Source organism: Acinetobacter rongchengensis (assembly GCF_003611475.1).
GTDB lineage: Bacteria > Pseudomonadota > Gammaproteobacteria > Pseudomonadales > Moraxellaceae > Acinetobacter > Acinetobacter rongchengensis.
Window position 1 is genome coordinate 1 of sequence record NZ_RAXT01000166.1, and the last position, 839, is coordinate 839.

At 37.2% G+C, this 839-nt stretch carries 1 pseudogene; it reads left to right on the forward strand.

Annotated elements, in window-relative coordinates:
* Positions 1-706: pseudogene (locus tag D7V20_RS19950) on the forward strand (DEAD/DEAH box helicase family protein); the annotation flags it as partial.
* Positions 707-839 lie beyond the last annotated feature (133 nt).

Here is an 839-nt window from a genome sequence, read left to right on the forward strand (position 1 = left end):
GGTGTTGTTCAAATTTCCTGATCCACCTCTGATTACAGGAAGTCATATTTTTAGACCTAAATCACTATCCTCTATCTTTCAGCAAGAAAAGAACATCTACTTGGTTTCGTTCCCTATCCAAGATTCAGATGGTGAAACGAGTGATCATGCACCTGATGAACGTGCAAAACCACAGTCAAGCCATGACAACCCCGATCTACAGTTTGATGTTGAAACTGCCGATTGGTACGCCTACAGTGAAAACTATGGCACAAGTGAAGAAAAACGCTTTGTTAAGTTTGTTGCAACTCAAATTGACGAGCTTAAATCACGCTACAAGGGTGCAGAGATTTACCTGATACGGAATGAACTCGATTATTGGTTGTTTAGCCCTAAAGATGGTCGTAGATTCAGCCCTGACTACATGCTGATCATTAATGATGCTGAAAATAGTGAAATGTACTATCAATGCTTAATTGAGCCTAAAGGTGGTCATTTGCTTGAAAAGGATACTTGGAAAGAGGAAGTATTGATTAGTTTGGATGATGAAAGCCAAATTGTTTTTGATGCAGATCAAGATGATTCACAAAACTATGTTGAGTTCTTAAATGAAGTTAAAGAGCATGGTTATAAGGAAGTTAAATGTTTAGGCTTCAAATTCTACAATACCGAACCACGATCTGAATCAGATTTTGCTATTGATTTTCACAATAGGATGCCGAGTTAATCTAGGTTTCTCACTGTAACCTGCTGATTATTATCTTTTTGTGAAGTTGCTACATAATATTGTTTTTATTGCTTAAAATTATATTCCGATGCTTGGTCAAAACTGCAAGTATGCAGTCTTGACCAGGCATCTA